The 26,296-nt window shown below is 36.1% G+C and carries 23 protein-coding genes; 5 read left to right on the forward strand and 18 right to left on the reverse strand.

The window, feature by feature from the left end; translation table 11 throughout:
• Positions 1-10 precede the first annotated feature (10 nt).
• The gene (gene truB, locus ADH99_RS00870; protein ID WP_049555495.1) at positions 11-913 is read right to left on the reverse strand and encodes a tRNA pseudouridine(55) synthase TruB; all 903 of its coding nucleotides are present in this window, start codon (positions 911-913) and stop codon (positions 11-13) included.
• Between the two features lie 141 nt (positions 914-1,054).
• Between truB and ADH99_RS00875 the strand changes: the two genes are divergently transcribed.
• Positions 1,055-1,903, forward strand: coding sequence for a DegV family protein (locus ADH99_RS00875; RefSeq protein ID WP_049555494.1), 849 nt, complete (start codon positions 1,055-1,057; stop codon positions 1,901-1,903).
• 46 nt (positions 1,904-1,949) lie between these two features.
• Here ADH99_RS00875 and ADH99_RS00880 read toward each other — a convergent pair whose 3' ends face one another.
• From ADH99_RS00880 to ADH99_RS00930, 11 genes are all read right to left on the reverse strand, one after another.
• The gene (locus ADH99_RS00880) at positions 1,950-3,104 is read right to left on the reverse strand and encodes a DUF819 domain-containing protein (RefSeq protein WP_049555493.1); all 1,155 of its coding nucleotides are present in this window, start codon (positions 3,102-3,104) and stop codon (positions 1,950-1,952) included.
• 113 nt (positions 3,105-3,217) lie between these two features.
• On the reverse strand, positions 3,218-3,577 hold the full coding sequence (gene rbfA / locus ADH99_RS00885) for a 30S ribosome-binding factor RbfA (protein WP_048711299.1): 360 nt from the start codon (positions 3,575-3,577) through the stop codon (positions 3,218-3,220).
• Positions 3,578-3,925: 348 nt separating this feature from the next.
• Positions 3,926-6,379 (reverse strand): translation initiation factor IF-2, encoded by a 2,454-nt coding sequence (gene infB / locus ADH99_RS00890; protein ID WP_049555492.1) that lies wholly within the window; start codon positions 6,377-6,379, stop codon positions 3,926-3,928.
• A gap of 12 nt (positions 6,380-6,391) precedes the next feature.
• Entirely contained in the window at positions 6,392-6,718 is a 327-nt protein-coding gene (locus tag ADH99_RS00895; protein ID WP_005605555.1) for a L7Ae/L30e/S12e/Gadd45 family ribosomal protein, read from the reverse strand.
• Complete coding sequence (gene rnpM, locus ADH99_RS00900; protein WP_048712070.1) at positions 6,702-7,007, reverse strand: RNase P modulator RnpM; 306 nt, start codon at positions 7,005-7,007, stop codon at positions 6,702-6,704. Before rnpM ends, ADH99_RS00895 begins: the two co-directional genes overlap by 17 nt.
• Positions 7,008-7,024: 17 nt before the next feature.
• Entirely contained in the window at positions 7,025-8,125 is a 1,101-nt protein-coding gene (gene nusA / locus ADH99_RS00905) for a transcription termination factor NusA (protein WP_005605559.1), read from the reverse strand.
• Between the two features lie 19 nt (positions 8,126-8,144).
• Positions 8,145-8,618, reverse strand: coding sequence for a ribosome maturation factor RimP (gene rimP, locus ADH99_RS00910; RefSeq protein ID WP_039848786.1), 474 nt, complete (start codon positions 8,616-8,618; stop codon positions 8,145-8,147).
• A 131-nt stretch (positions 8,619-8,749) separates the two neighbouring features.
• Positions 8,750-13,084 (reverse strand): PolC-type DNA polymerase III, encoded by a 4,335-nt coding sequence (locus ADH99_RS00915; RefSeq protein WP_049555491.1) that lies wholly within the window; start codon positions 13,082-13,084, stop codon positions 8,750-8,752.
• A 60-nt stretch (positions 13,085-13,144) separates the two neighbouring features.
• Entirely contained in the window at positions 13,145-14,410 is a 1,266-nt protein-coding gene (gene rseP / locus ADH99_RS00920) for an RIP metalloprotease RseP (protein WP_049555490.1), read from the reverse strand.
• Between the two features lie 14 nt (positions 14,411-14,424).
• Positions 14,425-15,225, reverse strand: coding sequence for a phosphatidate cytidylyltransferase (locus ADH99_RS00925; RefSeq protein ID WP_049555489.1), 801 nt, complete (start codon positions 15,223-15,225; stop codon positions 14,425-14,427).
• Positions 15,226-16,008, reverse strand: a complete 783-nt coding sequence (locus ADH99_RS00930) for an isoprenyl transferase (protein ID WP_049555488.1) — start codon at positions 16,006-16,008, stop codon at positions 15,226-15,228.
• A 164-nt stretch (positions 16,009-16,172) separates the two neighbouring features.
• On the opposite strand from ADH99_RS00930, the gene def reads away from it, so the two are divergent.
• The 4 genes from def to rnjA all read left to right on the forward strand — a co-directional run bounded on the left by def (position 16,173) and on the right by rnjA (position 19,418).
• Complete coding sequence (gene def, locus ADH99_RS00935; protein ID WP_049555487.1) at positions 16,173-16,733, forward strand: peptide deformylase; 561 nt, start codon at positions 16,173-16,175, stop codon at positions 16,731-16,733.
• Positions 16,723-17,430, forward strand: a complete 708-nt coding sequence (locus ADH99_RS00940; protein WP_049555486.1) for an HAD family hydrolase — start codon at positions 16,723-16,725, stop codon at positions 17,428-17,430. The genes def and ADH99_RS00940 overlap by 11 nt, the downstream gene beginning before the upstream one ends.
• 73 nt (positions 17,431-17,503) lie before the next feature.
• Positions 17,504-17,719 (forward strand): DNA-directed RNA polymerase subunit epsilon, encoded by a 216-nt coding sequence (locus ADH99_RS00945; RefSeq protein ID WP_005605573.1) that lies wholly within the window; start codon positions 17,504-17,506, stop codon positions 17,717-17,719.
• Between the two features lies 1 nt (position 17,720).
• The gene (rnjA, locus tag ADH99_RS00950) at positions 17,721-19,418 is read left to right on the forward strand and encodes a ribonuclease J1 (RefSeq protein WP_005605575.1); all 1,698 of its coding nucleotides are present in this window, start codon (positions 17,721-17,723) and stop codon (positions 19,416-19,418) included.
• 78 nt (positions 19,419-19,496) lie between these two features.
• On the opposite strand, the gene ADH99_RS00955 is transcribed toward rnjA, so the two are convergent.
• The 6 genes from ADH99_RS00955 to dnaG form a co-directional block, all read right to left on the reverse strand.
• Positions 19,497-20,465 carry a siderophore ABC transporter substrate-binding protein gene (locus ADH99_RS00955; RefSeq protein ID WP_049555485.1) on the reverse strand — a complete coding sequence of 323 codons (969 nt, stop codon included), beginning with the start codon at positions 20,463-20,465 and terminating at the stop codon, positions 19,497-19,499.
• Positions 20,462-21,229, reverse strand: coding sequence for an ATP-binding cassette domain-containing protein (locus ADH99_RS00960; protein ID WP_414651665.1), 768 nt, complete (start codon positions 21,227-21,229; stop codon positions 20,462-20,464). Before ADH99_RS00960 ends, ADH99_RS00955 begins: the two co-directional genes overlap by 4 nt.
• Entirely contained in the window at positions 21,216-22,193 is a 978-nt protein-coding gene (locus ADH99_RS00965) for an iron chelate uptake ABC transporter family permease subunit (protein ID WP_049555483.1), read from the reverse strand. Before ADH99_RS00965 ends, ADH99_RS00960 begins: the two co-directional genes overlap by 14 nt.
• Entirely contained in the window at positions 22,190-23,152 is a 963-nt protein-coding gene (locus tag ADH99_RS00970) for an ABC transporter permease (RefSeq protein ID WP_049555482.1), read from the reverse strand. Before ADH99_RS00970 ends, ADH99_RS00965 begins: the two co-directional genes overlap by 4 nt.
• A 159-nt stretch (positions 23,153-23,311) precedes the next feature.
• Positions 23,312-24,385 carry an RNA polymerase sigma factor RpoD gene (rpoD, locus tag ADH99_RS00975; protein WP_049555508.1) on the reverse strand — a complete coding sequence of 358 codons (1,074 nt, stop codon included), beginning with the start codon at positions 24,383-24,385 and terminating at the stop codon, positions 23,312-23,314.
• 31 nt (positions 24,386-24,416) lie between these two features.
• The gene (gene dnaG, locus ADH99_RS00980) at positions 24,417-26,282 is read right to left on the reverse strand and encodes a DNA primase (RefSeq protein ID WP_049555481.1); all 1,866 of its coding nucleotides are present in this window, start codon (positions 26,280-26,282) and stop codon (positions 24,417-24,419) included.
• Positions 26,283-26,296 lie beyond the last annotated feature (14 nt).

The following is a 26,296-nucleotide window of genomic DNA, read 5'->3' on the forward strand; positions in this document are numbered from 1 at the left end:
TCTCTCCTTTCTAAAACATTTTTATTGGTTTTAATAAGCCTTTTTTGACTGGATGAGGACCATAAATTGCTATAAGTTGGTCTCCATAATAACAAGCAGTCGGTGAAACAATTTGTGGAAACTCATCTTGCGTTAAAAGGGCACCGTTTTTAAATCGAACGAATTCGTCCTTTGTTAAAATCATTCGAGGATATTCATCGAATACAATATCTACTGGCTTTAGTACTTCTTGAATTTTATCGTTTACTACAAGTTCATTTAGCTGCTCTAATGTAATGCAATCATCTGCATGGAAAGGTCCGCTTTTTACACGGGTTAATTGCGACATATGCGCCTCAACACCCAATGATTTTCCTAAATCAACAGAAAGTGTTCGAACGTAAGTCCCTTTACTACAGCTCACCTCAAACTTCCATGATTGTGTCTTCCTATCTTCATTATACACTGGATCTGAAATCCGTTTGAAGTCGTATAGTGTAGCTTTTCGAGAAGGTCGTTCCACTGCTTCTCCGGCTCTTGCGTATTCATACAGACGTTTCCCATTCACTTTAACTGCAGAATACATAGGAGGAATTTGAGTAATTTCTCCAATAAACTCCTGCATTTTTTCGTCAATCTCTTGAACTGAAAACGGCGTTTCGATAGGTGTTGTTGACACAACTTTTCCATGAGCATCCTCTGTTTCGGTAGAAAACCCTAATGTAATCTCACCTTGATAGACTTTGTTGGCTTCATGAAGGTTCTCCACAACTTTAGTCGCTTTACCGATACAAATTGGTAAGACGCCATCCACCTCAGGATCAAGAGTACCAGAATGACCAACTTTTTTCGTTTTCAATATTTTTCTAACTTTATAGACACAGTCAAACGACGTCATGCCTTTCTCTTTCCACAACGGAAGGATTCCGTCCATCCCACTCATCCTTTCACGCTTTACATTTGCTAACCTATTGTATCATAATTCGCTCTTTTCCACATAGATTATGAATATAGCTTTTTAGGCGAAAAATATGGTATTATAGATGGGTAAAATTATTTGATAGGAGTGACTTTAATGTCAAGAGTATATATTGTAACGGACTCAACAGCAGACTTAACTGAAGAAGAAGTTAAACAATTTGAAATCTCTATCGTTCCAATGAATATCTCAATCGATGACGAAAACTATATCGATGGTGTAACGATTACAAAAGATGAATTTAAACAAAAAATGATTGCAAGTAGCGAGCTTCCAAAAACAGCTCAACCATCTATCGGTCGTTTCGTAGAAGTATATGACGAACTTGGAAAAAATGGCGATACTGTTATTTCAATTCAAATGATGCGTTCAATTAGTGGTACTGTAGATGCCGCTCGCCAGGCAGCTGATATCACCGAAACGAATGTCACTGTAGTGGATTCAGACTTCACTTCCAGATCTATGGGGATGATTGTTAAAGAGGCCGCCAAAGCCGCTCAAGAAGGAAAATCAGTAGAAGAAATCCTTGAAATTATTGAAGATGCCAAGAAACGCACTACTCTTTATTTAACCGTAGTAAACTTAGACAACTTAATTAAAGGTGGCCGAATTAGCCAATTAATGGGGATGTTCTCAAATTTACTTAATATTAAATTATTCCTGCAGGTCATCCACGGAAAAATTGAGATTATTCAAAAAGGTCGAGGTTTAAAATCCCTTCAAAAAAAATACGAAGAAATCTTCGAAGAAATGAAGGCTGTACCAAGTGGTATTCAAGAAATCGGAATTATGCATGCTGGTTTAAGTGAATTTAACGAAGGAAATATCGCACGCATACGTGAACTATTCCCTGATGTGCCACTCACAATTGTAACAACTTCACCAATCATCATGAGCCACACAGGCGTTGATGCAATGGCGATTACTTACTTAGAAAATAAATAAAAAATAAAGCAACTAACTCTGGCTTTCAGAATTAGTTGCTTTTTTGTTAGTTCAATAATTGTCCGATAAAGATACCTACATAAGTACCGATGATGTAACCTAATGTTCCTACAAGCATTGTAGGGGCTACGAATCGATGCCATCCTTTAGAAATAGCCATCGCTGCAGCTGTTGTTGGTCCACCAATATTCGCGTTTGAAGCAAGAATCGCTTCTTCTACTGTGAAACCGAAGATTTTTGCACCAGCAAAAGTCACTGCCATGTTCACAAAAACCATGATTGCACAGAACACAAGTAATAATGGAGATTTTTCAATGATTGCTCCGATTGAAGCTGGAATTCCGATGACTACAAAGAATAAGTAAATCAAGAATGTTCCAATTTCGTTTGCCCCACTAATCTTCTTGAAGTATTTTGCAAAAATCGTTGAGCAAGCTACTGTTAATGTTGTTAGAATTAAATATTTATTCGAAACTAATTGAATAAGACTGTTATCACCTAGACCTGAAATAATTTCAGATAATGTAAAGCTAATGGTTACGATTATCACAGAAATTGCGAAAACAAATGCAACATCTTGAACCGTAATCACAGTATCTTTTCCATAAGCTTTTTCTTCTTCCTCTTTCACACCTTCAGTATACGCAAATTTGAAATGTTTCTTGAAGAATCCAATCGAAGGAATCATCAGTAAAATTAAGAAGTAGAATACCATTAACAAGTTATCCGCCACTGTTGCAGCTGAAATGAGTTCTTTTGGAATTTCAAAAGCGGATGAAACAGCTACAAAGTTAACTCCTCCACCAATATAACTTCCGACCATCATTCCAGCGATATGGTTTAGTACAGGGATAGCTTTAGACAAGGCTAAATAACCTAATACTGCCCCAAGTACAGTCCCAACAGAACTGATTAAGAAGATAGCTAATAATCTTCCGCTTTCTTTCCAAATCTGTTTTAAATCACATTGGAATAAAAGCATCGGAATTGCTAATGGAACAACGACTCCCCAAACTTGATCATATACAGGTGAATCTGTAGGAATAACGCCTAAATTACTTAATGTTGCTGCCATTAATAGACCGATAATCGCTCCGCTGATTTTTGCAGCCCATTTATATCGATTTTCTAAAAAGATACTAATAGTCGCAATCCCAACGATAATAGACCACAATACCCATGTATTATTTGCATCAATCATAAAACACCTCTTCTGGCTTTTTTAATACACACGAAAATTACCATATATGGTAATTTTTTACTAAAAAGGCAAAAGAGTTGTTTCTGTTTAATGTTCTTTTGCCTTCAAAAATATTATCTTTGTTCGTCTTGTTCTTGAATAGATTTTAAAAGCTCATCAATATGATTACCATAATCTACTGATTCATCGCGTTTAAAGATTAATTCTGGAGTTTTGTACAATGATAGACGTTTTCCTAATTCACGACGGATTAGGCCTTTTGATTTTTCTAAACCACGTTCAGTCGCTTGACGTTCACTAGCTAGTTTTTGAAGTGTTGTGTAGTAAATAGTAGCAATTTGAAGGTCACCAGTTACTTCAACTTCAGTAATTGTAATTTCTTGTACACGTGGATCACGAACCTTTTTAGATAAGATATCATTTACTTCTCGTAAAATTTCTTGTGACACACGTCCAACTCTAAAGTTTGCCATTTTGTCTCCTTTCCAACGAAAGAGGCACTGCAATCAGTCCCTCTTCGTTCTACTAAATCATAATAATTTATTAGTAATTGCGATCGATTCATAACGAATTTTCTCGCACTATTTTATAACGGCTTGACCTCCTAGCTTTGGCGTCCACTTCGTTAAGCTTCGTAAAATCTTCTCGATTTTCCTCTCCTTAACTCCAGTGTTCCAAAGCTGAGCAGTCGGTCTCGCACTATTTGGATAACGGCTTGAAAATTCTGAATCGACGTGCGTCTCCCGAAACATCCGCTCGACTATTCTAGTCGCTTACGGTGTTCCGGTCCAACGGTTCGATTCATAACGAATTTTCTCGCACTATTTTCTTTTAATCTCGACCATTTCGTACGCTTCAATGATATCATCTACCTTGATGTCGTTGTAGCCGTCAATCATGATACCGCACTCGAATCCAAGTTTAACTTCTTTAGCGTCATCTTTGAATCGTTTTAAGCTTGCTAATTCTCCTTCGTAAATAACAATGTTATCACGGATTAAACGAACTGAGCTTGAGCGTTTAACAACACCTTCTAATACATATGAACCAGCAATTGTTCCAAGTTTTGAAACAGTGTATGTTTCACGAACGATTGCTTGACCAGTAATTTTTTCTTCAAACTCTGGATCTAACATACCTTTCATCGCTGTTTCAATTTCATCTATTACATTATAAATGATGCGGTGTAAGCGAATATCTACTTGATCAGATTCCGCTTGTATTTTCGCTTGTGGCGTAGGTCTCACGTTAAATCCGATGATAATCGCGTTACTTGCTGTTGCAAGAGTAATATCGCTCTCGTTGATTGCCCCTACAGCTGTATGAATAATCTTCACGCGAACGCCTTCAACTTCAATCTTTTGTAAGCTTGATGCTAATGCTTCAACAGAACCTTGAACGTCAGCTTTGATAATCACGTTAACTTCTTTCAATTCTCCTTCTTTCAATGTAGAGAATAAGTTGTCTAATGTAATGCGGCTTGAAGCGTTACGTTGTTCGATTAACGCACGTTTTGCACGTTCTTCACCGGCAGCACGAGCAGTCTTTTCGTCTTCAAATACTACGAAGCGGTCCCCGGCTTGAGGTGAAGCGTTAAGACCTGTAATTTCAACTGGAGTCGCAGGTAAAGCAGTTTTCACACGGCGTCCTTGGTCATTCACCATTACACGAACACGACCAAATGTGTTACCCACAACGATTGGATCCCCAACTTTAAGAGTTCCTTCTTGAACCAATAATGTTGCGATAGGCCCTTTTGATTTGTCTAAACGTGCTTCAATTACAGTACCTAAAGCTAATCGGTTAGGATTTGCTTTCAATTCTTGAACTTCAGCTACTAATAGAATCATTTCTAGTAATTCTTCGATGTTTTGGTTGAATTTTGCTGAAATCTCAACGAAGATTGTGTCCCCACCCCATGCTTCAGGCACAAGTCCTAAATCTGAAAGTTCTTGCATCACACGTCCAGGGTTTGCTGCTGGTTTATCGATTTTGTTCACAGCAACAATAATTGGAACGTCTGCCGCTTTCGCATGGTTAATGGCTTCAATTGTTTGTGGCATTACACCGTCATCGGCTGCTACTACAATAACAGTGATATCAGTGATGTCTGCACCACGCGCACGCATTGTTGTGAAAGCCGCGTGACCTGGAGTATCTAAGAACGTAATCGGTTTTCCATCAATTTTGATTTGGTACGCACCAATATGTTGAGTAATTCCCCCTGCTTCTCCCGCTACAACTGAAGAGTTACGTAATTGGTCAAGCAATGTTGTTTTACCGTGGTCAACGTGTCCCATGATAGTTACAACTGGAGGACGTACAGTACTTTCAACGTTTTCAGAAGCTGCTTCTTCAAAATATACATCTAAATCAGAAATATCTTTTTCGATTTTTTCTTCAGCATCCATACCGTAGTCAGCCGCCAATAATTCAATAGCGTCTTTTGATAGACCTTGGTTTAATGTTGCCATTACGCCTAGTAAGAATAATTTTTTGATGATTTCTGCAGGTTCACGTTTGATTTTCTTCGCTAATTCAGCAACAGTCATACCATCTGTGTATACTAATACATCTGGTAATTCATGGAATTTACGTGCAGGAACAGCTGGTTTAGTTTTTTGTTCATCACGACGGTTTCCTTTTTTACCTTTTTGGTTGCGGTTTTTCTTGCTAAAGCCATCATTGTTAGAATCGCTATAACGTTGTTGATTTCTTCTGTCATTATTACGATTGTTTCTTGGTGATTCAAAACGATTGTTGTTATTGTTTTGTTTTTGGTTATTACGAGGACGTTCTGCTTGTCCTTGTTGGTTTGAATGAGCTTCAGTGCGTGCTGTTTCTTTCTTAAATGAAGGACGGTTTCCATTCGCATTTTGTTGTTTTTGATTTGGACGTTCTTGATTTCTCTTATCATTTTGGTCATGACGTCTTTGGTTGTGAGAATGGTTTCGTTCTTGATTTTGTTTTTGATGCCCTTGTTTTGGAGCGCGATCTTCTCTCTTCGTGAATTCTTGCTTAGGAGTTTCCTTTTTAGTTTCAGCTTTTTTCGCTTCTTGTTTTGGAGCAGGTTTTACTTCTTGCTTTGGCGCTTTTGCTGCTGGTTTATTAGCAGGTTTAGAATTCCAGGCTCCTTTAATTTTTGAGATTTCAGATTCTTCCATAGTAGACATATGGCTATTGTATGAAATACCTACTTCTTTTGCTTTTTCAATAATTTCTTTACTAGCCACATTCAATTCTTTCGCTAATTCGTATACGCGAGTTTTCGACATAGTCTCACCTTCCTATTCGTTCATATCGTTAAATCCCTTCATCTTCAGTAGACTCTTTGTAAACCCTCGATCATCAATTAAAACGATAGAACGTCTTTTGCCAATCGCTAAAGACAATTCATCTGTTTCAAATTGCTGAACAAAAGGAATTTCATAATATTCACATTTGTTTTTGATTTTTTTAACCGTGTTTGCACTACAATCTTTGGTACAAATCACTAAATTTCCTTTTTGTCTTTGAATACTTTGGATAACTTGCTCCTCGCCACTAATGAGCTTACGAGCAGCTGTTGCCATTCCAAGTAGATTCAAAGCTCTTTGTTTAACGAGCTCTTCCATCACTAAACAACTCTTTTCTTGCTTTTTGATGTTCTACATAAGCGAGAAGCTCTTCATAAAATGCATCTGGAATTTCAATTTCTAATTGTTTTTCAAACAGACGATTTTTCCAAGCTTTCTCAACTAAAGTAGGTTCAAGAGTAATATAAGCGCCACGGCCGTTTACTTTACCAGTTGGATCGATTTGCGCAACACCTTCAGCATTACGAACAATACGAACCAACTCTTTCTTCGGCATCATTTCACCAGAAGCGATACAACGGCGCATCGGAATCTTTTTCTTTTTCATCGTGCACCTCCTGTATTTTATTCTTCTTCAGAAGAAGCTTCTTCTGTTTCTTCAACGACTGGATTTGCTAAGTTTTCTAAATACTCTTCATAAGCAGTTTCAGATTTAATATCAATACGGTATCCTGTTAATTTTGCTGCTAGGCGTGCGTTTTGACCGCGTTTTCCGATTGCTAAAGAAAGTTGATGGTCAGGAACCACGACGATACAACCGTTATTATCCGAATTAAATTCAACTTTCAACACTTGAGCTGGATTTAAAGCATTTTTAATATAGATTGCTGGATCTTCATTCCATTCAACAATATCCATATTTTCACCATTTAATTCTTCAACAATGTTATGAACTCGTTGCCCACGTGGCCCTACACATGTACCGACTGGATCCAAGTTAGCATCGTTAGTACGAACTGCAACTTTAGCACGATCTCCCGCTTCACGTGCAATAGATACGATTTCTACTACACCATCATAAATTTCAGGAACTTCTTGCTCAAATAAACGTTTTAATAAATCTGGATGCGTACGACTCACAAAAATTTGAGGTCCTTTAGTAGTGTTATCTACTTTAGAAACTAAAACTTTGATTCGTTGATCTGGTAAGTACTCTTCTGTAGGAATTTGATCTTGTTTCGCCATTCCAGCCACAATACGTCCAAGATTCACATACACATAACGGAAATCTTGACGATCTACAACACCCGTCATGATTTCATTTTCGTATTGAATGAATTCATTGTAGATATTTGTACGTTCAGCATCACGAAGACGTTGCATAATTACTTGCTTCGCTGTTTGAGCAGCAATACGTCCGAAGTCTTTTGGAGTTACTTCAAAGCGAATTTTATCTCCAACTTCATAGGCTTTATGCTTTTCGTGTGCTTCTTCAAGACTGACTTCTAGCGTTGAATCGAATACATATTCAACTACTTCTTTTACAGCATATACGTGCATATTTCCTTTCTTTTGGTCAAACTCAACTTCTACATTTTGTGCTTGTCCATAGTTTTTCTTGTATGCAGATACTAATGCTGCTTCTAAAGCTGTAATCACAACATCTTTAGAAATTCCTTTTTCTTCTTCGAGGACTGTTAATGCTCTAAGCATTTCTTTACTCATTTGTTTACTCCTTTACTCCTTAAAATTTGATTGCAAGACGAGCTTTCGCAATGTTTTTTCGTTCAATGGTAAATTCTTTTGTTCTAGTTTTGATTTGTACGTTCAATGTAACGGTTTCTTCGTCGACGGAAAGAAGTGTTCCTTCAAGGAATTTCTCACCTTCAATATTTTGATAAAACGATAAATGTACGTATGAACCAATGGCTGCTTTTAATTCTTCCTCGTTTCTTAATGGGCGTTCTGCACCAGGTGAAGAAACTTCTAGGAAGTATGCTTGTGGAATTGGATCTGGATTTTGAGCGTCAAGAATCTCACTGAATTTTTCACTCATAAATGCACAATCGTCTAAATCGATTCCACCTGGTTTATCCAAGTAAAAACGTAGAAACCAATTTTTTCCTTCTTTAACAAATTCTAAGTCGAATAACTCAAAGCCTTCTTTTTGGATCACATCTCTAGTAAGCTCTGTTACCGTCTCAGTTACTTTACTCATAGCCTCAACCTCCTTATTAATCGAGTCCATGTCGATAAAAAGAGTGAGCGTTTCCGCTCACTCTCCTCTCAACTACTATTCTACTGTTTCAGTATATCATATTATTTGCGAATTTCGCAACTATTCTGATATTAGAACAAATCATCAAATAAGGATAATTGGTTTTCATCCGGCAGATGGTCTAAGACTTTATTTTCTGTCATATAATCAATTAAAGTCTTAGATACTTTCCCTCGTGTAGCCAAATCTTTCTTAGATAAGAAAGGTTGTTCTTGTCTAGCCTCAACGATTTTATTCGCAACGTTCAGTCCTAATCCTTGAATTGCTCTAAATGGAGCAATCAAAGAGTCGCCTTCTATCACAAAATTACTTGCCTCAGACTTATCAACATCCACCATCTTAAAGTGGAATCCACGTTCTACCATCTCGTTAGCAAGTTCAAGAACCGTTAACAAGTTTTGTTCCTTCGCACTAGCTTCCATTCCTTTTTCCCTAATTTCTTTAATTCGTTTCTTAATCATCTCTTTTCCTTGAGACATTGCAACGATATCAAAATCTTGTGCACGCACTGAGAAATAAGCGCAATAGTATAACAATGGTTTATGAACCTTAAACCAAGCTACACGTAATGCCATTAAAACGTAGGCAGCGGCATGGGCTTTCGGGAACATATACTTAATTTTTAAACAAGATTGAATATACCATTCAGGTACATTATTTTCTCTCATGATAGCCTGGAAGTCATCAGGAATCCCTTTTCCTTTACGAACACCTTCCATAATTTTGAATGCAATTCCTTCTTCAACGCCTTTATGGATTAAGTACACCATAATATCGTCACGACATCCAATAACTTCGGAAAGTGGAATATTATGAAGTCGAATTAATTCTTCCGCATTTCCAAGATACACATCCGTACCGTGGGATAGACCAGAGATTTGAAGTAGCTCCGTAAATGTGTTTGGTTTTGTCTGTTCAAGCATCCCTCGAACGAATTTTGTACCAAATTCTGGAATCCCAAGAGTTCCCGTATTCGAATCAATTTGTTCGGGTGTAACACCTAAAACTTCAGTACCACCAAAGATTTTCATAACTTCTGGATCATCAGGTGGAATCGATTTTGGATCCATTCCTGATAGGTCCTGTAACATACGAATCACGGTTGGATCATCGTGTCCTAGAATATCAAGTTTTAACACATTATCATGAATTGAGTGAAAATCAAAGTGAGTTGTTCTCCACTCTGCACTCAAATCATCAGCTGGATATTGAATTGGTGTAAAGTCGTACACATCCATGTAATCCGGAATAACAATAATCCCTCCAGGATGTTGGCCTGTACTTCTTTTTACGCCAGTACAACCATTAGCAAGTCTTTCAACTTCAGCTTGTCTGAATTCTAATCCTAAATCTCTTTCGTATCCTTTTACATACCCAAATGCGGTCTTATCAGCAACCGTACTAATAGTTCCTGCACGATATACGTAATCTTCCCCGAATAATACTTTTGTATAGTTATGGGCTTGTGGCTGATATTCCCCACTAAAGTTTAAATCAATATCGGGAACTTTATCTCCGTAGAATCCTAGGAAGGTTTCAAACGGAATGTCGTGTCCATCTTTCACCATCCTCGTATTACATCTTGGACAGTTTTTTTCAGGTAAGTCAAAACCTGAGCCGACTGATCCATCATCAAAGAATTCTGATAATTGGCACTGTGGACATCTATAGTGGGGTGCTAACGGATTCACTTCGGTAATTCCAGTTAAAGTAGCTACTAAGGATGAACCTACCGATCCACGTGAACCGACTAAATAACCGTCTTGATTACTCTTTAATACAAGTTTTTGAGCAATTAAATAAATTACCGAAAAACCATTTCCAATAATACTCTTTAGCTCTTTTTTAATACGATCATCCACAATTTTAGGAAGAGGGTTTCCATACCATTCATGGGCTTTATCATAACTTAGTTTAGTTATCTCATCCTCTGCTCCTTCAATTTTTGGAGTATATAAATCATCCTTTACAGGTGTAATTTCCTCTAATTGTTCGCTAACCCAATTAGAATTTGTAACGACCACCTCATAAGCTTTATCTTCTCCAAGAAATGCGAACTCTTTCAACATTTCATCTGTAGTTCTTAAATGAGCATCAGGATACTCTTGCGGAACTCCATTATTAACCGAAGTTAACAATATTTCTCTATAAATCTTATCTTCAGGATTTAAATAATGAACATTCCCAGTTGCCACAACTGGTTTTCCAAGTTCATCCCCTAATCTCACTAAGTTTTGGATAATTTCTTCTAAGTGATGTTCATTTCGAATTAATTCTTTTTTAATAAGAGGACGATAAATAGCTTTTGGCATAATCTCGATGTAATCATAAAACTTCGCTTTTTCTTTCGCTTCGTTATACCCTTTTTGCATCATCGCTTCAAAAACTTCACCTTCAGCACATCCCGAACCTAGTAAGAATGAATCTCTTCGACTAGAAAGCATGCTTCTTAAAATTCGAGGAACTCGGTAATAATACTGAATATTGGATTGAGAAACTACCTTGAATAATTCTTTTAATCCAGCTTGATCTTTTGCAAAAATCGTTGCATGGAAAGGACGGCCATTCTTAAATACTTCTTCAGGATGAATATTTGTATTTAATTCATCATGATATAAAAGTTGATGGTCGTTTGCTGCCTCTTTTAGGAAAATATGACATAAATAACCCGTTGTTTCAGAATCATATACGGCACGGTGGTGTTGTTCCAATGCAACATTATAGCGTTTTGCAAGTGTATTTAAACGGTGCGATTTCAATTGTGGATGAAGCATACGAGATAATTCTAAAGTATCGATAACTGGTTGTTCAGTTCGCTCAATTCCAACATTCTCATAGCCTGTATTTAAAAATCCCATATCAAAGCTAGCATTATGCGCAACTAAGATACAATCTTTAGAAAACTCATGAAATTCTTTTAACACTTGTTCAACAGATTTAGAACCTCTGACCATATCGTCAGTAATCCCCGTAAGTTGAATTGTCGTTGCAGATAATGGATGACCAGGATCAATAAATTCTTCGAACTTATCAATCACTACTCCATTCTTCATTTTGACGGCTGCTAATTCGATAATACTATCATAAATTGCAGAAAGTCCCGTTGTTTCAACGTCAAAGACTACATAAGTCGCATCTTCTAATAAAATATGCTGAGGATGATATGCTACATTCACATGGTCATCAACAATATTTCCTTCTAAACCATAAAGAATTTTAATTCCGTTCTTCTTTCCTGCACCATGAGCTTCAGGATAAGCTTGTAAATTCGCGTGATCCGTAATCGCAATCGCCTTATGCCCCCATTTAGCAGCTTGAGTTATTAAATCACTTGGAGAATTCGTTGCATCCATTACAGACATATTCGTATGCATATGCAATTCAACCCGTTTTTCTCCTTCAAAAGTATCCTTTCTTCCTTCGTGCTTAACTAAATTCATATCACGAATAATCATACCGAGTTCTTGAGAATATTTATTAACTTCTATACTACCAAATGCCTTTACCCAGGAACCTTTTTTTAATCCTTCTAATGCTGCTTCATCTTCAGGTGTCGAAGGGAATAAGGTTGCGCTGATTGATGAAGTATAATCTGTTAGTTTAATATTTCCGAAGAGCTTTCCTTTTGCTTTTCCTCTACGAAGTTCAATGTCAAAAATTTTACCTTCAATAACTACATTTCGTTCTTCTTCAAAAATATCAGCAATGGCCCTCGTTTCAGAATTAGATTTGATGATTTTTCCATAAATGACTCCCTCCTGCTTGGAGTTAGTAGGCATAGGTTTGTTCTTTTGAGTGGAACTTGCCATCATTTGAGCGTTCTTTTGAGCTTCATTAAAATCATCCTGTATTTGTTGTTCCTTTTGCTCAAAAAGCTCCGTCATTTTTTCATGCATTTCATCATCTAATTGGATGTGAATTCCTATTTTTGGGAACCCAACTTCTATATACGCTTGCTGAATCTTTGGAATACAGTTTTTGACTAAGTGAGTTTTCGTTAATTCATTCGGACAATGAATTTGAATTTGATTATTTACGAACTTAGGTGTTTGTCCTAACAATATTTGATGAGAAACGGATGATTCATCCTTTATAGTATCAAGTATATAAGCCCAGTAATCCTGAATTAAAGTTTCATTTACAATCACGTTTTCTTCAGTTGTTATGATTGTTTTTGCCCCACCAAAGCGCTCGTAATTTTTACTCAATAATTCAGTAAACAATTGAAATTTTTCAAAGAGAAAAATATTTGGATTGTGAATATGGAAAATCCAGTTTTGATTTGATTTTGAAATGTCAATTCGTAATAACTTAGCGTCATCAAAATCCGGTGAGAAAACATTAACATCAGCAATATCAAATTGTTCAATTACTTTTTTCATTAAATCTTTATGTGATTGACTCATTGTTTCCTCCTCTTTTATTACATAAGAAGAGTGTTCTACGGATGTAGAAACACTCTTAGGTTAATTAAATAATTTCATAATATCATTCCAAGTAACAAGAAGCATTAATGCAAAAAGAAAGATAGCTCCTGCAATCGTTAAATAGCCCTCTTTTTCAGGATCTAATGGTTTCTTTCTTATTCCTTCGATAAAGTTTAAAACAAGTTTTCCTCCATCTAAAGCAGGAATTGGTAAAAGATTCATTACTCCAAGATTAGCACTAATCATTCCCATAAATGAAAGTAAGTCTATTAAACCATTCTTAGCAACCTGTGAGGTCAAACTGTAAATAGCCACTGGTCCACCAAGTTGATTTAAATTAAAACCTTTAGTAAAAATTGATCCTAATGCAGACAATACCAACACAATTACACTGATTGTTTGCGTAAATCCATATCCAAGAATCGATAAAATACTATTATCTAAAGTTCTAGTTACACCTAGTTGGCCTATTTTACTTCCGTTCTGACCTTCAACTGATTTTGGAGTGATACTGACATTTTTTGTATCACCATTTCTTTGAATTGTCATCGAAAGAGTCTTATCCGCGCTTGAACGAACAATTGAAGTCATTTCATCCCATGAGTGAATATCTACTCCGTCAATCGAAATGATTTTATCCGATGTTTGAAGTCCCGCTTCATGAGCAGCTGATTGATCACTAACTTGGCCAATTACAGGATCATTAGAAGGTACTCCACCTTGCATAAAACCTACGATAATAAAAATGATGATGGATAAAATAAAATTATTCATTGGCCCTGCAGCATTCGTTTTAATTCGATTCCATAAACTGGCAGAGTTAAATTGACGTTCAATCGGTGCGACAACAACCTCCGTACCATCACTCTCAATGATTGTTGCTTGCTTAGAAACCGTTAAATTTACTTTTTCTTCTGAATTGACAAAGTAGCCACTTAAAGTCATTGAACGATGCAAATCAGCTTCTTCTATTTGGAAAGGGACTGAATTTTCAATGATTAAATGTTCATCAAAGTTTAGTTTTTGAACAATATTTTCTTTATCCAATTCAATAGTAATCATCATTCCAGGTTTAATTTCTTGTTCATCCTCATCATGACCTGCCATTCTAACATAACCACCAATTGGCAATAATCTTAATGTATAAACCGTTTCACCTTTACGAACCTGAAAAATTTTTGGCCCCATTCCGATTGCAAATTCTCTAACTAAAATTCCAGCTTTCTTAGCAAAATAATAGTGACCAAATTCGTGAATTATAACAATAACACTAAAAACAAACAAGAATGCAATAATTGCCTGCAACTCTTTCACCTCTCTTAATTATTTCCAAAGAATTTATAAATAATTTGGAACATAAACATTGCAAAAAATGTAGAATCAAATCGATCTAAGACTCCACCATGTCCAGGAAATAGTTTTCCCGAATCCTTGACATTAAACTGTCTCTTATATGCAGACTCTACTAAATCTCCCAACTGTCCAAAAACTGATAAGCTAACGATTAATAAAACAAACTCTAAAACGGAAAAATTAACTGGATTATAGAATGGTACAACTAGTAATCCTAATCCTAAAGAACCAATCACCCCTCCAATAGAACCCTCAATTGTTTTATTCGGACTGATATCAGGTGCTAATTTATGTTTTCCAAATTTTCGTCCAAAAATATAAGCAAAGGAGTCTGTCCCCCAAATGATTAAGAACACAAAAATTGCCATTCCGAAACTAATACTTCTTACAAATAAAATCCCTGAAAAACCTCCACCAACGTATAGAGAAATGAGGGAGCAAAAAGCAGCATCTTCAAATGAGAATCGATCACTTTTATATACTGTTAATGTCATTAATAGCATGACTATAAGGAAATAAATGAAGAAATAATCTATTCCTCTAGGTAATGCTACTAGCGGTCTTTGTGAAAATAAAAATGACAATGTTGCTAATAAAGTTAATACACCTTCTACAGAAAATATGTTCATTTTTTTCATTTGGAAAAATTCATAAATCCCAACAGTAGATAATAAAAGAAATAGTGTTCGAAGGCCTATTCCACCTTCATATAATAACGGAAGAAAGATTCCCAAAGCGATTAAAGCAGTAATAACTCTTTTCCCCATCTAAGCAAGTCCTCCATAACGTCGATGTCTACTCTGATATGTTTGAATAGCTTTATGCAAATCTTCTTCAGAGAAATCAGGCCAAAAAATATCCGTAAAATAATATTCACTATAAGCCAATTGCCATAGTAAAAAATTACTTAATCTAACTTCTCCACTCGTACGTATCATTAAGTCAGGATTTTGTAAGTCTCCTAAAAAATGAGTTTGTAAATGCGATTCAAAAACAGCCTCATCAATATTTTCGATTTCTAATTCACCTTGTTTTACAAGCGTAGATATTGCCTTAGTCGCCTCAATAATTTCAGCACGCGAACCATAATTCAAAGCGAATGTCAAAACCATTCCAGTATTATTTTTTGTATCTTCTACAGCCTTTAAAACAATGTTTTTTGTTGCTTCAGGTAATTCATCAATAAACCCAATTAATTGAATCTTCATATTTCTCTCTTGGAGTTCAGGCATGAATGTTCCAAAAAAATCTCCGGGCAATTTCATTAAAAAACTAACTTCTTCAGTTGGTCTTTTCCAATTTTCAGTACTAAAAGCATATAAAGTCATTGCTTTCACGCCCAAATCGTCAGCAGCAATAGCAATTCTTTTAACAGTGCTCATTCCCTCTTTATGTCCTGCAATTCTAGGAAGATTACGTTTTTTCGCCCAACGCCCATTTCCATCCATAATAACGGCAATGTGTTTTGGGATATTTTTTGAATCTAAAGAAATAATTTCCGTCACTTCTTCTTTCTTTGATTGTTTCTTCCAAAAAACCATGGCATCCATTCCTTTTCATGTATTTCCTTTCTATTGTAACAGATGTTGCAGTTCTTTTATAGTATTCTATTTTCAAGATTAAAAAAAAAATAACCTACTGAATACATTGGTTTATAAAGGGAAAAATGTTATACTTATAGACAGATTTATGAAACAGATAAAGGAGTCAACCCATGATTACTATGAAGGATATTGTGCTAGAGGGACATCCTGCTCTTAGAAAACGTGCAGAAAAAATTACTTTCCCTCTTTCACCAGAGCATCAAGAATTAGCTAAAGAGATGCTTGATTTTTTACATAACAGCCAAAACCCAGAAATTGCTGAAAAATACGCATTACGCGCAGGAGTTGGTTTAGCAGCTCCTCAACTCGGGAAAACCATTCAAATGATTGCCTTACTCGTTCCTGGTTTTGAGGAAGAAGAAGCGATTTTAGATGAAGTCTGGATTAATCCTCGAATAATGAGAGAATCCGTTAAAAAAGCTTGTTTAAAAGACGGAGAAGGATGCTTATCTGTTAATCGTGAAGTTCCAGGTATAGTACTTCGCCCAGAACGGATTACGGTTAAATATCAAGATATCAACGGTGATGAATTTGTTCGTACTTTAACTGATTATGAAGCCATCGTAGTTCAACATGAAATTGATCATTTAAATGGTGTTATGTTCTATGACCATATCAACCAATCACAGCCAATGTATATTCCTAAAGGAGCCGTTGTCATTGGAGAATAAGAAACCCATTTTGGTGTTTGATTTAGATGATACTTTATATTCTAAAAAGAAAGTTTTTTTGGATACCTTAAAAGAAATCTACCCTAACCATTCATTTGACGAAAGTTCATATAAAGTTTACCAAGAGAAAAGTGATGAAGCTTTTGAATTATTCTCAAAGGGAAAAATTTCATTAGAAGAAAACCATTTCTCACGTGTTCAAAATACGTTAACAGCTTTAGAATTGCCCTCTTCCTCACAAGAAACGATGACGTTTAAAAAAGAATACCAGTTTATGATGGATCATATCCAATTAGATAAAGAATGGGTTTCATTTTTTGATTACCTATCACCAAAAGCTAACTTAGTCCTTCTAACCAATGGACCAACAGACCACCAATTAAAGAAAATTCATTCACTAAACTTATATAAATGGTTTACTTCAAAAAATATTTTCATTTCTGAAGATACAGGGGTTAAAAAACCGGAACCTGAAGCTTTTATAAATGTTGAAAGATTATTTCCTAATAATTCTCCATCAAAATTTTGGATGATTGGCGATGATTTGAAAAACGATATTTTTGGTGCTAAACAAAGAAATTGGAATACGATTTATTTCAAGTATGAAGAAACCATACAGTCTCTAATGAGCTCTCCTCTTTCAACTCCCAATCAATTATTAGAAAAATTGCTATACGAATGTTCTTTCGACTTATAAAACTATGAAAATAGAAGCATTCTATGCTAAAATATGATAGAAACATTATGAAAAAAATTAAAGGAGTACATACATGATTTTTAAAATTACTTACCAACCAACAAAAACAGAGGCTCCACGTCGTGAGAACACAGAAGCTTTGTATATCGAAGCAAGTGACAAGGTAGAAGCCCGCCGCCTTGTTGATGAAAATACTGAATACAACGTAGAGTTCATCCAAGAGCTAGATGAGAAACACCTAGCTTACGAAAAACAAAACCCAGAATTTAAATTAACGGTGTTCAAATAAAATGAAACCAAATATTAAAAACAACGAAACGGGCGTATTTGCTTTTGGCGGTTTAGGCGAAATCGGTAAAAACACTTATGGCGTTCAATTCCAAGATGAACTTATCATTTTGGATGCCGGTATTAAATTCCCTGAAGATGATTTACTCGGAATCGACTACGTGATACCCGATTATAGTTATATCGTTCAAAATATTAATAAAGTAAAAGGGCTATTTATTTCACATGGACACGAAGACCATATTGGTGGGATTCCTTTCTTAATTAAGCAAGCGAACATCCCTATTTATGCGACGAAACTTGCGATGTCTTTAATTCGAAATAAATTAGAAGAACACGGACTTTTAAGAGATGCGATTCTTCACGAAATTGATGAAGACAGCGTGATTAAATTCCGTAAAACACAAGTGAGTTTCTATCGCACGACCCACTCTATTCCAGATGCATTTGGGATTGTGATTAAGACTCCTCCAGGAAATATCGTGTTTACAGGTGACTATAAGTTTGACTTCACTCCAGTTGGAGAACCAGCGAATCTTCACCGTATGGCACAAATTGGTTCAGAAGGTGTCCTTGTTCTCTTAGGAGACAGTACAAACTCTGAAGTTCCTGGATTTACTCAATCTGAACAAGTTGTTGGAAAATCAATTAAAGAAATTATCCAACGTGTGGATGGACGAATCATTTTTGCGACATTCGCTTCAAACGTTTCTCGTCTAAAACAAGTAACAGATGTTGCTGTTGCAACTGGACGTAAATTAGCTGTATTCGGACGTAGTATGGAAGCTAGTTTCCGAACTGCTAGAGAATTAGGCTATATTCAAGCGCCAGATGATACTTTTATTGATGGACGAGAAATCAATCAATACCCTTCTGAGAAAGTCATTATTTTATGTACAGGCTCTCAAGGGGAACCAATGGCGGCCCTTAGCCGTATCGCTAACGGGACTCACCGTCAAATCTCTATTCAACCTGGAGATACAGTCATCTTCTCTAGTTCACCAATCCCTGGAAACACTTCAAGCGTTAACCGCGTCATCAACCTTCTTTCAGAAGCTGGTGCTGAAGTCATCCACGGTAAAGTTAACAATATTCACACATCTGGTCACGGTTCTCAAGAAGAACAAAAATTAATGCTTCGCTTAATGAAGCCTAAATACTTCGTTCCAGTTCATGGTGAATATCGTATGCAGAAGATTCAAGCGAACCTTGCAACTCAAGTGGGAATTCCAAAAGAAAACTCATTTATCTTAAGCAATGGTGATGTTCTTGCAGTCACAGCTGACTCAGCGCGCCGAGCTGGTCACTTCTTTGCCGGAGATGTTTACGTTGATGGTAACGGAATTGGTGATATCGGAAACATTGTTTTACGAGATCGTAAGACACTTTCTCAAGACGGTTTAGTTATCTGTGTAGCTACTGTTGACTATGAAAACCGTGAACTAGTGGCTGGTCCAGATATGCTCTCTCGTGGATTTATCTACATGAAAGAGTCTGGTCAACTTCTAAATGAAGCACAAGCTATCCTTCGTGATGAAATTGAAGAATTGCTTTTGGACACTGAAGAAGTACTAAACGAACGTTCTCTCAGAAATAAAATCACAGACGTTTTAGGTCCTTTCTTATTTAAGAAAACGGAACGTCATCCAATGATTCTTCCAGTAATTCTAGGAGTTACTGAGGCAGATACTTTAGAATAAATAAATTAAGAGGTGTACCGCAATCGCGGTACACCTCTTTTCTATTGAACTTAAACTAGCTGTTATAGTTTACTTTCATTATTGGAGTACTTTTTGAACATCTTCAATCATTAATTTAGTAGATTGTAATCCACCACCGCTGAGATACCATAAGTCAGAAGTTAATTGGATGACACGGTTATTCTTTACAGCGTTTGTTTCTTTGAATAATGCATTATTTAGAACTGTGTCTGCATTTGAGTTATCTCCTCCAATTGCTAAAGTTCTGTTTAATAAAATAATAGTATCAGGATTGATTTCTTTAATCCCTTCAAAACTCATTTCTTGTCCATGACGACTATCTTCAATCTTAGCATCAGTTGCTTTGAATTTGAGTGATTGATAAAGGAATGCAAAACGTGAATCTGCGCTAAAAGCGGACATCTTCCCTTCGTTAAGCATTAAAGTCAATGTTTTATTGGTTGATTTCTCATTCACATCAGCCACTTTCTTAATCGAAGCTTCTAGTGATTTAATTTCTTCCTCTGCTTTTGTCTCAGCCTCTTTACCAAATAGTGATGCTACCAAGCGGATGTTTTTAGACACCGAATTCCAGTAGTCTTTTTGGTCCACTGAGATAATAACAGTTGGTGCGATTTCTTTTAATTGGTCTAAATATTTAATCGTACGACCTGAAGCGATGATTAAATCGGGTTCTAATGCAGCAATAGCCTCAATATCTGGTTCCACCATTGATCCTATTGGTTGGATACTTGATGGTAAATCTTTTAAGTACGCAGGCAAAGTTTTTAAAGGCATCCCTGCAATATTATGGACAAAACCAAGTTCGCGAATTGTATCGGCAACTCCTAAATCAAATACAACAATTTTCTTTGGTTTTGTTTTAACAGTTACGTCTTCTTTCCCGTTAGTAAGAGTCACTTCACTCTTTTCTTCTGCTGCAGCAGCTTGAGTTTGAGTCGTAGCTCCATCTGTTTTTGTTGTTTGTCCGCAAGCTGCAAGAATCAATACAGCTACTAAACTAATTAAAGCTAAAATTTTTTTCATTCTAATTCTCCATTCTTAATAATACATATTTTTTTGCCATTCATTTCAACCACTTCTAGTGGAATTTCATATAAAGCTGATAACACATCATCTTTCATCACTTTATCGACTGTATCATGGATGATACAGTTTCCATTTTTAAAACAACCAATATCATCTGAAAAATTACTTGCCATATTTAAATCATGCATCACAATCACAATCGATTTTTCTTTTTCGTCGACTAAGAATCGCAATAAATTCATTACTTCATACGCTTGTTTTAAATCGAGATGATTTAATGGTTCATCCAGTAAAATCCATTCTGTATCCTGAGCTAAAACCATCGCAATGAGCGCTCGTTGGTACTGCCCTCCAGATAAAGTTCCAATGTCCTGTGTTCTAAAAGAGGTAAGATTTGTATTCACTAGCGCCTCTTCTACAATACGCTCGTCCTCTTTGGTAATTTTTCCTTTCGTATAAGGGAAACGACCAAAACGAACAAATTCTTCTACTGTCATACTGACATGTACCTGCTGATTTTGTTTTAAAACGGCCAGTTCTTTTGCTAATTCTGTTGAATTCCACGCCTCAACTTCTTGTCCTTTAATATATATAAACCCTTCATCTTTCGGCAGAAGTCGACTCATCATCCCAAGAAGGGTTGATTTCCCGGCGCCGTTTGGTCCAATAAAAGAAGTCAGTCGATGTTTTGAGACTTCTAAATCTACATGGTCAACAACAGGATGACGATATTTTTTTGTAACACCTTTAAGCTGCACCAGGATTCTCTCCTTTCACTAATAAGACTAAATATAAAACTCCACCAATCCCTTCAATAAACACGCTAATCGGAATCGTAAGTTGGAATACGCGCTCAACAATTAATTGGGAAGCCATCACAATCGCAAGGCCTAAAATAGCTGAAAACAACCATAAAATGCCATGCTTATATTCTTTTGTTAACTGGTAGGTTAAGTTGGCAATCATAAAGCCTAAAAATTGAAGTGGCCCTACTAGAATCGTTGATAAACTTGTCATAATAATCACGATAACAATCACTATATTACTGAGTCGTTTTGTATCGATTCCTAACATCTTTGCACCATCAACACCTAAATGAAGAGCATCGAGTTGATGTCGTATTTTATAGAAAATGACCATTAAAAGGATGAATAATCCAATCGCTACACCAATCATCATTGGTTGTGCATTCATTTTTTGGAAAGATGGATAAAGCGAACTTTGTAATTTATCAAACTCGTTTGGATCCATTAATACTTGTAAGAACGTACTTGCATTTCGAAAAAGCATCGAAAACGCCATTGTTAGTAACAATAACACTTTGAAGTTCGATAGCATCATTCCTTTTGACGCATTCATTAAGAGCAGCAGTAAAATAATTTGAATTCCAATTGTAACGGCATAGATGATGACGGATTGTTCTACTTTTACTCCAAGTAAACTCTCAAAATAATAGAGACCGCTTTGAATAAAAACGAATAAACTTTCAATCCCTAAAACACCAGGTGTTAAGAAACGATTTTGAACAACCGTTTGAAAGCTAATCGTCGAAATCGGAATAGCGCAAGATACAATCACCATTACAAGTAGTTTCAATAAGCGACGTTGCATAATAAAGTTAGAAACATTTGTACTAATCTTCGTCGGAATTAGTAAATACGCCACAATTAATAAGACGATGATTACACAGAGGATTCCTAATAAGATTTGTGTTTTCTTTTTCATAGGTCTCCTCCCCTCTTTTCCAGGCGAATCACTTGGAAAATAAAGAGTGCAGCCCCAAAAATACTTAAGATGATACTTACGGAAATTTCGTAAGGCGCAATCACTATACGCGCGAGAATGTCACAACTCAATACAAGGCAAGCTCCGACCAACATTGTGAGTGGTACTAAATCCTTCATCTGAGATCCAAAACGCATGCGTACAATGTTTGGAACAATCACACCTATAAACGGTAAACTGCCCACTGTAATCATTGTTACGCTCGTTGTTAATGCGATTAATACTAATGTTAAGGACTCCATTTGTTTAACAGGAACCCCAAGATTTCGACTGATATCTTCCCCCATGCTGACCACTGTATAATAATGGGCAAATACAATACTAAGGACCAGAACAAATAAACATAAGTAAAGCCATTCATACTGATTTGTTTGAATCATCGAAAACGATCCTTGCATCCATGACGATAGACTTTGGTCTAATTGAAATTGATACGCAATAAACTGTGTACATGCTCCAATGACTCCGCCAAAGATTAGACCAATTAATGGAATCATCCATTTTTGTTTTATAGACAGATGATGCTGTAAGGCGACAAAAAGAGCCGAGAAGCCAATCGCAAACACAAAAGATGTTGCCATTTTTTCTAACAGACCAGGCGATGGGAATAATAATAAACTCATCATCAGTCCAAGTTTTGCGGCATCGACAGTCCCTATCGTACTTGGCGAAGCAAACTCATTTTGAGTAATCGTCTGCATCAATAAACCCGATACACTCATTGCAGAAGCTGACAATAAAATACTTAATAGTCTAGGAAATCTTGATTCCCAAAACAGTTGTGTTGCGCTCTCTGCTCCGTTAAAAAATTCCATCCAAGAGAAACTAGATGCTCCAACAGAGAGTGAGATAACGCTTAATATAAGTAATAATAAAATTAAATAACTAACTCTTTTCATGTTCTCTCTTTTCTAATTGATAATCATTCTCAATTACAACATTTGTTAGTTTAGCAAATAATTCACTAGATTTAAACCCTTTTTTGTGAAAAAAAGTAGTTTTCATAAAAATTGCAAAAAAAGAAGCAATCCCTAAGGACTGCTTCTTTTATCTATTTTTTAATCTAAGAAGTCTTTCAATTGTTTAGAACGACTTGGGTGGCGTAATTTACGTAATGCTTTCGCTTCAATTTGACGAATACGTTCACGAGTTACCCCAAACACTTGCCCTACTTGTTCTAATGTACGAATTTCACCGTTTTTATCAAGACCAAAACGTAGGCGAAGTACGTTTTCTTCACGGTCCGTTAATTGTTCAAGAACTTCATCGAGTTGCTCTTTCAACAATGCGTATGCTGTATGATCAGCTGGGCTTGTTGCGTTATCGTCTTCGATGAAATCCCCTAAATGTGAATCGTCCTCTTCCCCGATAGGCGTTTCAAGAGAGACTGGTTCTTGAGCAATTTTTAGAATTTCACGAACTTTTTCAGTTGGTAAATCCATTTCTGCACCGATTTCCTCCGGTGTAGGTTCGCGTCCTAAATCTTGTAATAGTTGTCTTTGAACACGTACTAATTTATTGATTGTTTCAACCATATGTACTGGAATACGAATTGTACGTGCTTGGTCTGCAATCGCACGTGTGATTGCTTGACGAATCCACCAAGTTGCGTAAGTTGAGAACTTGAATCCTTTCGTATGGTCGAATTTCTCAACAGCTTTCATTAAGCCCATATTTCCTTCTTGGATTAAATCCAAGAACTGCATTCCACGCCCTACATAACGTTTTGCAATGGATACTACTAAACGAAGGTTGGCTTCCGCTAGTTCTTGTTTAGCTTCTGTATCCCCTTCTTGAATTCGAAGAGCTAATGCAACCTCTTCGTCCGCACTAAGAAGTGGAACTCGTCCGATTTCTTTTAAATACATACGAACGGAGTCATTAATTTTTGTATTGGATGATAAAGCAGTATCATCTTCAACAGTTCCAACTTCAGCTTCACGTTGACTCTCAACGGACAACTGATGACTTGTTGGTTCACCATTTGCATCAACAACACTAACCCCTGCATCCTCAAATTTTTGAATTAACTTATCCATTCCTTCCGCATCCAATTCAAATGGGATTGCGATTTGTGCAGATAAATCATCGTATAAAATTTGACCGAATAATTTTCGTTCTGCAAGAAGCATTGAAGTTGCTTCATTCAGTGTTTGACCTTTTTCATTTTTTTGAACTGTCATTCACCATTCCTCCATTCATTCTATTTCTTAATTGTCGTTGAATCTCCATTATTTCACGCATCAATTTCTGACGTAAAATATCATCTTTCATAAGAGCAGCACGATTCAACTCTTCTTTTTTATTAGCAAGCTGCTCTTTTAGCGAATTTTTTTTCGATAAAACATAAACTAAATCTTGAATTTCTTGTTCTGTACATTCCGGTGGAAAGTTAGACAGTTCAATTTCTGAAACAAGATTTCGGTTCAAAACATCTTTATCATCTAAAAAGAGGAAAAATTGTTGAACATCAACTTCATTCTCTTCATTCTTAAAAGATTGTAACAATAAATATAACTGTTCATAATGCGAATCAGGAAAAACGAATTCAGAATCAATTCTATTTAGATAAGTCCATGCCTGTTCATTATGAAGCAATCGATACATCAAATGTTTTTGGATATGCTCATTCTTCGTTGCAGGTTTAATCTCAACCTGGCGATTATAAGAAACTGACTCAGCGTTAGACTGCCTTTTTTGTTTTCCTAAGCGTAACCGTAATTGTTTTACCTGGTTTAAAACGGTTGAGAAATCTAAATCGAATTCATCAGCGAGAGATTTCATCGCCAAGTTCAGCTCAACTTCATTACTAATTTTAGAAAGTACTACAATCATTTCTTCGATATACTGAATTTTTTGGCTTTCTATTTGTAAAGAATATTTTTTAGAAAGAAATCTCTTCTTAAATTGGTATACCGTCTCTTGAGAATATTCTACTAAATCTTTAAACGCTTGAGTCCCTCGTTCTTTTATGAATTCATCAGGATCCAAGCCGTTATCAAAAGGAATAATCCCTATTTTAAAAGCATTAGTGTCTTGAATCATTTCTATGGCACGATTCGTTGCTTCTAACCCCGCCTTATCTCCATCATAAGCAATCAGAATTGTATCTGTAACTTTCTGTATGCTTTGAATTTGTTCAGGAGTTAAAGAAGTCCCCATCGAAGCAACCCCAGTTTGAACACCTGCTTGCCAAGCAGAAATAACATCCATATACCCTTCAAACAAAATCACTTTATTCTGTTTTCGAATATTTTTCTTTGCCAAGTCGAAGTTGAAAAGAAAATTTCTTTTTGAAAAAAGGATTGTCTCTGGACTATTTAAATATTTTGCTTGAGATGCGAAATCATCAGAATAACCTGGTAAGACTCTTCCGGAAAAAGCAATAATTTGTCCATGTTCATTTCTAAGCGGAATCATTATTCGTTGATTAAAACGATCAAAGAAACCATTTTGTTTTTCAGAAAATAGACCTGAAGCTTCTTTTTCCTCATCCGTTAATTGTAATTCTTGAAGGACTAGTTCTAATTGTGTTCTGTCTTTTAAAGAAAAACCAAATCCGAATTCTTTTAAGGTTTCGACGGTATATCCACGATTTTCTAAATAATCAAGCGCTTCTTTCCCGCCTTTAGTGTTTAAAAGAACGTGAGAATAAAACTCAGCCGCTTTTTCATGAGCCTCATATAATTTCTTCTCTTTTCTCGGAATAATCATTTGCGTTGTTGGTAGCTCTACGTCTATATCGATGTTAGAGAGTTCAGCAACTCGAACCACGGATTCCGGAAAAGACAAGTTTTCAAGTTCTTGCATGAAATTAAAAACATTGCCACCTCTCCCGCAGCTAAAACAATGGAATAATTGTTTTTCTTCCGTCACAGTGAAAGATGGTGTCCTTTCATCGTGAAATGGACAGCGACCAAATAGACTTTTCCCTTGTTTTCGTAACTGTACAAACTGACCCACAATATCAAGAATATTCACTTGCGATTGTATGCTTTGAACCGTTTCTTTTGAAATTCTTTGACTCATAAAAAACACCCTCC

The sequence above is a fragment of the Granulicatella sp. 572.rep1_STHE genome, assembly GCF_001073445.1.
GTDB lineage: Bacteria > Bacillota > Bacilli > Lactobacillales > Aerococcaceae > Granulicatella > Granulicatella adiacens.